The 10,303-nt window shown below is 36.7% G+C and carries 9 protein-coding genes; all 9 read left to right on the forward strand.

What is annotated here, in order from left to right; genetic code table 11:
- The first annotated feature begins 649 nt into the window (after window positions 1-649).
- A complete protein-coding gene (locus HMPREF0381_RS03235) occupies window positions 650-1,096 on the forward strand; it encodes an ATP-binding protein (protein WP_081457393.1) in 447 nt (148 codons plus the stop codon).
- Between the two features lie 433 nt (window positions 1,097-1,529).
- Entirely contained in the window at window positions 1,530-2,144 is a 615-nt protein-coding gene (locus tag HMPREF0381_RS03240; protein WP_008750443.1) for a PepSY domain-containing protein, read from the forward strand.
- Window positions 2,145-2,433: 289 nt separating this feature from the next.
- Window positions 2,434-3,720 (forward strand): trigger factor, encoded by a 1,287-nt coding sequence (gene tig / locus HMPREF0381_RS03245; protein ID WP_040461106.1) that lies wholly within the window; start codon window positions 2,434-2,436, stop codon window positions 3,718-3,720.
- A 72-nt stretch (window positions 3,721-3,792) separates the two neighbouring features.
- Window positions 3,793-4,374: an ATP-dependent Clp endopeptidase proteolytic subunit ClpP gene (clpP, locus tag HMPREF0381_RS03250; protein WP_008750445.1), complete on the forward strand. Its 582-nt coding sequence runs from the start codon at window positions 3,793-3,795 to the stop codon at window positions 4,372-4,374.
- A 9-nt stretch (window positions 4,375-4,383) separates the two neighbouring features.
- Entirely contained in the window at window positions 4,384-5,667 is a 1,284-nt protein-coding gene (clpX, locus tag HMPREF0381_RS03255) for an ATP-dependent Clp protease ATP-binding subunit ClpX (RefSeq protein ID WP_008750446.1), read from the forward strand.
- Between the two features lie 50 nt (window positions 5,668-5,717).
- Window positions 5,718-8,009 (forward strand): endopeptidase La, encoded by a 2,292-nt coding sequence (gene lon / locus HMPREF0381_RS03260; protein WP_008750447.1) that lies wholly within the window; start codon window positions 5,718-5,720, stop codon window positions 8,007-8,009.
- A gap of 9 nt (window positions 8,010-8,018) precedes the next feature.
- Complete coding sequence (gene yihA, locus HMPREF0381_RS03265; RefSeq protein ID WP_008750448.1) at window positions 8,019-8,612, forward strand: ribosome biogenesis GTP-binding protein YihA/YsxC; 594 nt, start codon at window positions 8,019-8,021, stop codon at window positions 8,610-8,612.
- Window positions 8,613-8,622: 10 nt separating this feature from the next.
- Window positions 8,623-9,300: a response regulator transcription factor gene (locus tag HMPREF0381_RS03270; protein WP_008750449.1), complete on the forward strand. Its 678-nt coding sequence runs from the start codon at window positions 8,623-8,625 to the stop codon at window positions 9,298-9,300.
- Window positions 9,297-10,196 (forward strand): sensor histidine kinase, encoded by a 900-nt coding sequence (locus HMPREF0381_RS03275; protein WP_008750450.1) that lies wholly within the window; start codon window positions 9,297-9,299, stop codon window positions 10,194-10,196. The genes HMPREF0381_RS03270 and HMPREF0381_RS03275 overlap by 4 nt, the downstream gene beginning before the upstream one ends.
- The last annotated feature ends 107 nt before the right edge of the window (window positions 10,197-10,303 follow it).

Here is a 10,303-nt window from a genome sequence, read left to right on the forward strand (position 1 = left end):
AAAAGTGAAAGAAAAAGAGCATACCCTTATTTGCAAGAGTATGCTCCAAACGTTAAGTTAATGACATTGCGTATTTATACGGCTTTTGGCGTTTTGCAAACGCCTATTATAATTTTATTCAAAAGGAGGAAGAAAATTGAAAATTGTACTTAATATTTTTTCCAGAGCATTTATCGCATTGTATGCAATTCTGACTCTTATTGCAGTGATTGCGGAAATGAAAGAGATAGGTTTTCAAAGCATTCACTTGCTATATTTTATCGGAGCTATTTTGTTGATTTCGGCTACAGTCAAGAATCTACCATGGCTTGTATATCTTTCATTAGTGTTAATGATTCCATTGGTAATTTTTACAGGTTATATAGTTGGAAATTTACAATTGTCTCATATTATAATTCGTATATTGATTACAGTACTGTTGTCTTTAATATACGGTTGTTCAGTTAGCTGAGTAAGTAGAAAAAATAAATTTTTTAAAAGTGAGTTATAAAAAGAGGAAAGTAAAACAAATAGCCAATGCTTCCTTTTTTATTGCTAAAAAGCAAGCGTTAAGCTAAGTACACATAGAGCAAGATACATGAGTATTATCATACTGAAGAAATAAAATAGAGGAGAAAAGCTTGGAAAAACATATAATCTTTCAGGTATTATCTCTAAAAGAAGAAATGAATTGATATCAGGTAGACTTGTTGCATGTAATGTAATGGAGGCGGCAGGAACAGGATTTGATAAAATTATGGAGGAATACGCTGCTGTTGATGAGGCTCATAAACCATATATTTATTCAAAGTCGGATCACTTTACATTGGTACTTCCGGATCTGACATATGATAAAGGCATTGAAGATGATACAAGTCCGGTTATCAGCTTTGTACCTGTGCAAAATGGAACGGAGCAGGATAAAAAAGTATTGGCATTTTGTTATTTTAAGGCACGCAAAGTTTCAGAAATAGCACAGCATTTAGGTATTAGTGATTCAACTTATTTTAGAACAAAGGTCTTAAATAATCTGGAAAAGCAAGGATATTTGGAAAAGAGTAAGATTTCAAGAGCGGCATTTTATAAAACAAATCGTGATATGGTAAATATAGAATAAAATTTAGATTTTTTCGGTTCTTTGTCAAGTGTTGGGGTGGGTTGATTTTCAACCCACTCTTTTTAGAATTAGCTGATGGGATAGATAAGATTTTATATCATACTGAAAATAAAAATAAAAAATTTTAAAAGTTTGCAATAAAATGCTATCCTCGTGCATTAATATAGTGAAAGGGTAAAAAAGAGAACTTAAAAAAGCGGCAGTCTTATAAGAAGATCCATATAAACGTCGACGGTGGATGATTAGCTTATAGAGACAGAGCAAAGTAAATAAGGGGTTTGTAATTTTAATAAATATCATTTACTCCCCGACCTTTCAGGATAAATATTTACAGTATGGATGATATTTTGAAGAGGGCTTTAAAGAGTTTATATTTAACAGAGCAGTGAAAGTTTCAAAATATTTTTAGCGGAAGCGGAAAGGATGGTATACAATGAAAAAGTTTAATGGATTAAGTAAAGGTTTTATGGGCGTTGCAACAGTGGCTTGTTTATTATTTGCAGCAGGAGTAACAGGAGTTCCGTATTATGGAAGCGTAGGAACTGAAGCGGTTGGAGTAGCAAAGAAAGCAAATAAAACAAAGAAAATAAGTGCAGATAAGGCTAAAAAGATTGCCCTTGGAGATGCAAAACTTGCAGAAAAGGATGTAACTTTAGTAAAAGTGGAACTTGAACTTGAGGATAACAGACTTGTTTATGATGTGGAGTTTTACAGCGGAAATGTTGAATACGATTATGATATAGATGCAGTGAGCGGGGCAATAGTATCGGCAGATAAGGATATTGAAAACTATGTGATTCCTGCACAGCCAAGTACAGAGGCTCCTACAAAGGCTCAGGCATCAGAGATTTCAGTGGAAAAAGCAAAGCAGATAGCACTTTCACATGCAGGAGTATCTTCAGCAAGATTTACAAAGGCAAAGATTGACTATGAAAACGGTGTTAAAGTTTATGAGATTGAGTTCAAAGTAGGAAATATGGAATATGAGTATGATATCAATGTTGTAAACGGAGCCATAGTCTCAAGCAGTGCGGAGATAGATGATTAAGAGCGTATATTCAGTATATTTTTGAAAGCTTGAAAGTAATCCGGCAATTAAATTATATATAGGTTAACAAAGTCCTCCGAGATTTTAGATATCTAAAGTCCGGAGGACTTTTTGTATTACAACTAAAAGAGACAGCAAAGAGAAGGTAAGTTTATCTGTGTACAGTACCCCCGGTATATGAATATGAGAGGAAACTTTTCAATCACGGTTGTATGAGTGCTATCTTTATGCTATAATGGATAACCAGATATGCCTTATAAGGGCATTTATGAAACAAGGAGAAACTTTAATGAGCGTAGAAGTACAAAAATTAGAAAAGAATATGGCAAAGCTTACAGTCACAGTAGAAGCAAAAGAATTTGACAAGGCTATAGCTGAATCCTTTAAGAAAAATAAAAATAGATTCAATGTTCCGGGTTTTAGAAAAGGACATATTACACAGAGTATTTTTGAGAAGATGTATGGGGCAGACAGTTTAATTCCAGATGCTATTGACTTTGCACTTGATGTATCATATCCCGGTGCTGCAAGGGAGAGCGGACTTGAGATAGTTTCAAGACCGCAGATAGACATAAAGAATGTAAAAAAAGGCGAAGATTTTGTATATGAAGCATTGATTGCTGTAAGACCTGAGGTAGAGCTTGGTGAGTACAAGGGTATTGAAGTAAAGAAGGCTGATGAAGTTGTAAATGATGACGACATAGCAAGTGCGCTTAGAAGCGAGCAGGAAAAGAATGCAAGGCTTATAACAGTTGAAGGCAGACCTGTAGAAAGCGGTGACAATATCACACTTGATTTTACCGGAAGCATTGACGGTGTTCCGTTTGACGGCGGCAAGGGTGAGGGTTATCCGCTTGTTATCGGTTCAGGTACATTCATTCCGGGATTTGAGGATCAGATTATCGGACATAATGCAGGTGAGGACTTTGATGTAAATATCACATTCCCTGAGAACTATCAGATGAAGGATCTTGCAGGTAAGGCCGCCGTATTTAATTGTAAAGTAAAGGATATCAAAAAGAAAGAGCTTCCTGAGTTGGATGATGATTTTGCAAGCGAGATCAGTGAGTTTGATACATTGGATGAGTATAAGGAAGATCTTAGAAAGCAACTTGCAGAGGCTAAGGCTAAGAGAGCGGCTACGGAGAATGAGAACGCTATTGTAGATAAACTTATTGAGATTTCAAATATGGACATCCCGGATCCTATGGTGGATGCACAGGTTGAAGGGCTTGTAGCGGACTATGGCAGAAGAATGGAGAGTCAGGGTATCACACTTGATCAGTATTTTCAGATTACAGGTATGTCAAGAGCGGATCTTAGCAATCAATTCAAGCCACAGGCTCTAAAGCAGATAAAGACAAGACTTGTACTTGAGGAAGTAGCCAAGAGAGAAAATATTCAGATTAGCGAAGATGAGATAAATGCAGAGATTAAAAAGGTTGCAGATAATTACAAGATGGATGTTGAGAAAATTAAGGGATTATTTGGCGAGCATGAAAGAAAGCAGATGTCTGATGACCTTGCAGTTCAAAAAGCAATTGACTTTTTAGTAGAAAATGCTAAATTAGTATAGAGATATGAAAATAAGTCAGCCTAAGGCTGGCTTATTGGAGTATTAAAAAACTATAAGTCGGAGAGGAGTTTTATGAGTTTAGTACCTACAGTCATTGAGTCTACAAGCAGAGGTGAGAGAGCCTTTGATATATATTCAAGATTATTAAAAGATAGAATAATATTTTTAGGAGAAGAGGTAAATGATGTTACCGCAAGTCTTGTGGTTGCACAGATTCTTTTCCTTGAGTCTGAAGATCCTACAAAGGATATAAATCTGTATATAAACAGCCCCGGCGGAAGTGTTGTAGCCGGCATGGCTATATATGATACAATGCAATATGTAAAATGTGATGTGTCCACTATCTGTATGGGTATGGCGGCAAGTATGGCAGCTTTCTTACTTGCAGGCGGTACAAAGGGGAAAAGATATGCACTTCCGAATGCTGAGATTATGATTCATCAGCCGTCAGGCGGTGCACAGGGACAGGCTACAGAGATTAGGATAGCCGCAGAACAGATTTTAAAGACAAGGGAAAAAATGAATAAGATTTTGGCTGAGAATACAAATCAGCCGATAGAGGTCATAGAAAGAGATACCGAAAGAGACAATTATATGTCTGCAAAAGAGGCTCTTGACTATGGAATTATAGATAAGGTTATAGAACACCACTAAGGAGGTATTATGGCCAACAAGGACAAAATATGTTGTTCATTTTGTGGAAAAACATCTGATCAAGTAAGAAGACTCTTGTCAGGTCCGAACGGAGTATATATTTGCGATGAATGTATTGAGTTATGCTCAGAGATACTTGAAGAGGAACTTGACGGTACCTCTGATTACTATGATGCTTCAAATGACATAAATCTCTTAAAACCTAAGGAAATCAAGAAGTTTTTGGATGATTATGTTATAGGGCAGGATGATGCAAAGAAAGTATTATCTGTAGCGGTATATAATCACTATAAGAGAATTAAATCTAAAAGAAATGCGGAAGTCGAGATACAAAAGAGCAATATCCTGATGCTTGGACCTACCGGTTCAGGTAAGACATATCTGGCACAGACTCTTGCAAAGATTTTGAATGTGCCGTTTGCTATTGCAGATGCCACCACGCTTACAGAGGCGGGATATGTCGGAGAGGACGTTGAGAATATACTTTTAAAGCTTATTCAGGCTGCCGACGGTGATGTAAAGAGAGCGGAATACGGCATTATTTATATAGATGAGATTGATAAGATAACAAAGAAGTCTGAAAATGTATCCATCACCAGAGATGTATCGGGTGAGGGTGTACAACAGGCACTTTTAAAGATACTTGAGGGAAGTATCGCTTCAGTGCCGCCGCAGGGAGGCAGAAAGCATCCGCAGCAGGAGCTTATACAGATAGATACTACCAATATATTGTTTATCTGTGGCGGTGCTTTTGACGGACTTGAAAAAATAGTTGAGAACAGACTTTCAAAGGGAAGCATCGGTTTCAATTCCGATGTAGTCGAGAAGAATTCAAAGTCGATAGATGAACTTTTTAAGATGGTACTTCCCGGAGATTTGACTAAGTTCGGACTTATACCTGAGTTCATAGGTCGTGTGCCTGTTACAGTGTCACTTGATATGCTTGACAAGGAAGCGCTTATGCAGATAATGACTAAGCCGAAGAATGCTATCACAAAGCAGTATCAAAAGCTCTTTGAGCTGGATGATGTGAAGCTGGAGTTTGATGACAAAGCTGTAGAAGAAGTGGCAAATCTTGCACTTGAAAGAAAGATCGGTGCCAGAGGTCTAAGATCGATACTTGAAGGTGTTATGACAGACATGATGTATGAGATACCTTCAGATCCGAATATCGGTATCTGTACCATTACAAAAGAGACAATAGACGGCGGTGAGCCTGATATTGTATACAGAGATAAATCTGTAAGAGCAAAAAAGATAAAACCAACCAGTGAAAACAGCGAAAGCGCTTAGAATTTAATTACCCTCGGTTATTCCGGGGGTATTGTATATATAGGGAGTAAATGAATAGATTAAAAACAATATTGATAAACGGGCAGGTGATCTTTCCGGGAGAAGTGATAGGATTTTCAGCTGATGACAGAGAAAAGCTGAAAATACAACTGGAGGCCTACGATAATGACGAAGAGTTATTTTTATTAAGATTCAAATCGGATAATGATACTGAAAGAAAAAACAGCGAACACATGGAAACAAACGGTGTTATTGCAAAAGTAGAGAGTGTAAACAGTAAGGATAACGGTATTACGGAGGTTTTAGTAAGAGCTCTTAGAAGAGGAAGATTAAAATCTATAAATCACCTTGCTCCGAATGAATATGAAGCTGATGTGGAAGAGTATGTAGAATCTGAAGAAGGCTTTGATAGAATGATTAGAAGCCTTCACCTTACTATGAGAGGATATAGTGATGTAAATGAGAGATTTAGAAAGAATTTCCTAAACGACTTACTGGCTATAAAATATTTGCCGAATCTTTTGGACGGGCTTAGACTTGCTTTGAATTTAAACTATGAAAAGAGAAAAATAATCAATGCCGCCAAGACTCCGATAGAAGAATCAATGCTGCTTATGGAGATAATGAGTGAGGCTATAGACAGAAAAGAGATTTCAGACAGAATCAAGTCAGAGGTGGATAAGGATATTTCAAAAAATCAAAGGGACTACATTCTTAGAGAACATCTAAAGGTGATTCAAAATGAAATGGCAAAAAACAGCGGCTATGAGACTGTCACAGATGAATACGAAGAGAAACTTGAGAATATAAAATTGGCTGACGAGTACAAGGAAAAACTTAAAAAAGATATTTTAAGACTGAATACCTCCGCCAATAACGGTCCTGAGGGAAATGTTATCAGAACATATCTTGATACGGTTTTTGAAATGCCGTTCGGAAAAAGCAGTGAAGACTTCAATGATATACTTCATGCAGGAAAAATCTTAGATGCGGATCACTATGGGCTTGAAAAGGTCAAGGACAGAATACTTGAATATCTGTCTGTAAGGATACTAAATCCTACCGGAAATTCACCTATACTCTGCCTGGTAGGACCTCCCGGAACCGGCAAGACCTCCATTGCCAAGAGTGTTGCAAAAGCACTTGGCAGAAAGTATGTGAGAATAAGTCTTGGCGGAGTAGGTGATGAAGCGGAAATCAGAGGACATAGAAGAACTTATGTCGGTGCTATGCCGGGAAGAATAGTGGAGGCTATAAAGAATGCCAAGGTGGAAAATCCTTTACTTTTGTTGGATGAGATAGACAAGACCTCAAGAGATTATAAGGGAGATGTCTCCTCAGCTTTGCTTGAAGTACTTGACGGTGAGCAGAATAAGACTTTCAGAGACAGATACCTTGAGATACCGCTGGATTTGTCAAAGGTGTTATTTATAGCTACCGCAAATACCCTTGATACCATCCCAAGACCGTTGCTTGACAGAATGGATATCATAGAAATAAGTTCTTATACCGAGAATGAGAAGTTCCATATTGCAAAGAAGTATCTTGTGCCGAAGGAAATAAAAACAAACGGGTTGGAAGATATTGATATGAGCTTCAGTGATAAAGCTATAAAAAAGTTAATCCACAATTATACCAGAGAGGCGGGAGTCAGAAATCTTTCAAGAAGAATAGGGGATATTTGCAGAAAATGTGCCAGAGAATCACTTGAGGGCAAAAAGAAATTTAAAATCACTGAAAAGAGTGTTTATAAATATCTTGGAAAAGAAAAAGTAAGATTTGATGAAATAAAAAAAGAACCGCAGGTAGGAGTGGTGACAGGGCTTGCATGGACAAGTGTAGGCGGTGATACTTTAAGCATTGAGGTGAATATAATGCCGGGAAAGGGAGTGCTTACATTAACCGGAAATATGGGTGATGTGATGAAGGAGAGTGCCGGTATTGCAAAGAGCCTTGTAAGAAGTATGGCGGAGGAATACTCTATAGCCGGGGACTTTTTTGAAAAGCATGATATACATCTGCATATTCCGGAGGGTGCAGTGCCGAAAGACGGTCCAAGTGCAGGTGTTACAATGACCACAGCACTTATATCGGCTATTACAGAAAAAAAGGTAAGAGCTGATGTGGCAATGACCGGTGAGATAACACTTCGTGGCAGGGTATTGCCTATAGGGGGACTGAAAGAAAAGCTTTTGGCTGCAAAGCTTGCCGGAGTAAAGACCGTATGTGTACCTAAGGAAAATGAGGCGGATATTGCGGAGCTTTCCGGTGAGATTACAGGCGGACTTGAGATAGTGTATGTAAAGGATATAAAGGAAGTCCTAAGTATTGCACTGATATAAGAGGTATTTATGATAATAAAAAAAGCTGAGCTTGAAACCGTATGCGGTATAACAAGCAAGTTTCCCGACAACAGTGAGCCTGAAATAGTCTTTGCAGGCAAGTCAAATGTAGGGAAGTCTTCGCTTATCAATGCACTTATGAACAGAAAATCATTGGCAAGAACATCCGGTAAGCCGGGAAAAACACAGACAATAAACTACTATAAAGTAAATGATGAAATATACTTTGTGGATTTGCCGGGATACGGATATGCAAATGCCAATCTTGCAACAAGAGAAAAATGGGGCAAGATGATAGAGAGGTATCTGCATACCTCAAAACAAATCAAATGCATATTTTTACTTATTGATATAAGACATGAACCGGGTAAAAATGATAAGCAGATGTATGACTGGATTGTATATAACGGCTACAGTCCTGTAATCATAGCAACAAAGCTTGATAAACTTAAAAGAAGTCAGATAGCCAAATGTATAAAGACTTTGAGAGAGGGGCTTGGCTTGCAAAAAGAAGTTGTGCTTATACCCTTCTCCTCAGAGACCAAGCAGGGCAAAAAAGAAGTATATGAGTTTATAGAAAATCTTTTGTTAGCGCAGGCTTAGTGAGGTTTTTATGAAAATATTTATTGTAGAAGATGATGAGAATATAGTGGAGCTGCTCGGTGATGAACTTAGGCAGTGGGGATATGAAACAAAAGCGGTAAAGGATTTTAATGATGTTGCAAATGAGATAGGCCGGTACAATCCGAATCTTGTGCTGATGGATATTACTCTGCCATATTATAACGGATTTTACTGGACACAGAAAATAAGACAAAACTCAAATGTGCCGATTATTTTCATCTCTTCTCACAATAATCAGGTAGATATGGTTTCCGCTATGCAATTCGGTGCGGATGATTATATTACAAAACCTATTGATATAAATCTTACAAGAGTAAAGATACAGGCAATACTCAGAAGAACTTATGAATATACTATGCCTGTTGATAAGCCTGTATTTGAAGGTATAAGCCTTGATATATCAAAGGCGAAACTTTTGGGCGAGGGATTTTGTATAGACCTTACAAAGACGGAACTTCTTATATTGGAGTATTTATTTAATATGAGAGGAAAGATTGCAAAGAGAGAAGATATTATGAATCATTGCTGGCAAGGTGATGATTTTATTGATGACAATACTTTGGCGGTAAATATTACAAGACTTAGAAAAAAATTAAGGGGTGTAGGGTATAAGGAATTTATACAGACGAAAAAAGGTATGGGATATTATCTTGTGAGGCAGATATGAATAAATTATTGTCTTTTTTAAAAAGTGAATATCGTGTTTTTATTACCCTTCTATTTGTATGTTTTATATTTGGAGGGGTATTTTTGTTTGCGGGTTTAAATATGGAATATTTTATTTTAGGGCTTGAAATTACAGTATTTTCTCTTCTTATTTTTCTTATTATGGAATGGCTTTCCTATGTAAAAAAAGAGGATATGGCAAAAAGAATAGAGGAGCTTGAAATCGAAAATAAAACATTGCAAAGCAAGATAATAGATGAAAGAAAAGATTTGGAAGAGTATTTTCTGCTTTGGATACATCAGATAAAAACACCTATTACAGTTTGTAATCTTATTTTAGGCAAGCCCGATGCGGATCACAGATTGAAAGAGCAGATGATTTATATAGAGGAATATACAAATATGGCTATGAATTATTTAAAATTGCTGGAAAGAACCTCGGATATGGACATTTATGAGGTGGATTTGGATATCATAATCAGCAGTATAGTAAAAAAATATTCTCTTATATTTATCGAAAAGAAAATATCACTGGATTATACTCCCACAAATGTAAAGGTAATAAGTGATGCCAAGTGGCTTTTTATAATGCTTGAACAGATTATTTCAAACTCATTAAAATATACAAAATCGGGGAAAATAAGTATAAATTTTGATAAGGAGCTTTTAAAGTTGAGTATTAAGGATACGGGAATAGGTATTCCATCAAAGGATATAAAGAAAATATTTGACAGAGGATATTCGGGTTTTAACGGCAGAGTAAATGAAAAGTCAAGCGGGCTTGGGCTTTATATGGTGGGAAAAATTGCCGGGATACTCGGTATAGGAATTGAAGTGAAATCACAAGTAAATATTGGAAGTGAGTTCTCATTTGTATTTAAAAATAATGAGAAGTAGTTAATATCCGGTTTAATCTTACAAAACTGTAAGATTAAACCGGATATTGTCATATTAGATAAATGCAGGAAAACAAATAACGGTATAGAATATGAACATAAAGGAGA

It is taken from the genome of Lachnoanaerobaculum saburreum DSM 3986 (genome assembly GCF_000185385.1).
Classification (GTDB): Bacteria; Bacillota; Clostridia; order Lachnospirales; family Lachnospiraceae; genus Lachnoanaerobaculum; species Lachnoanaerobaculum saburreum.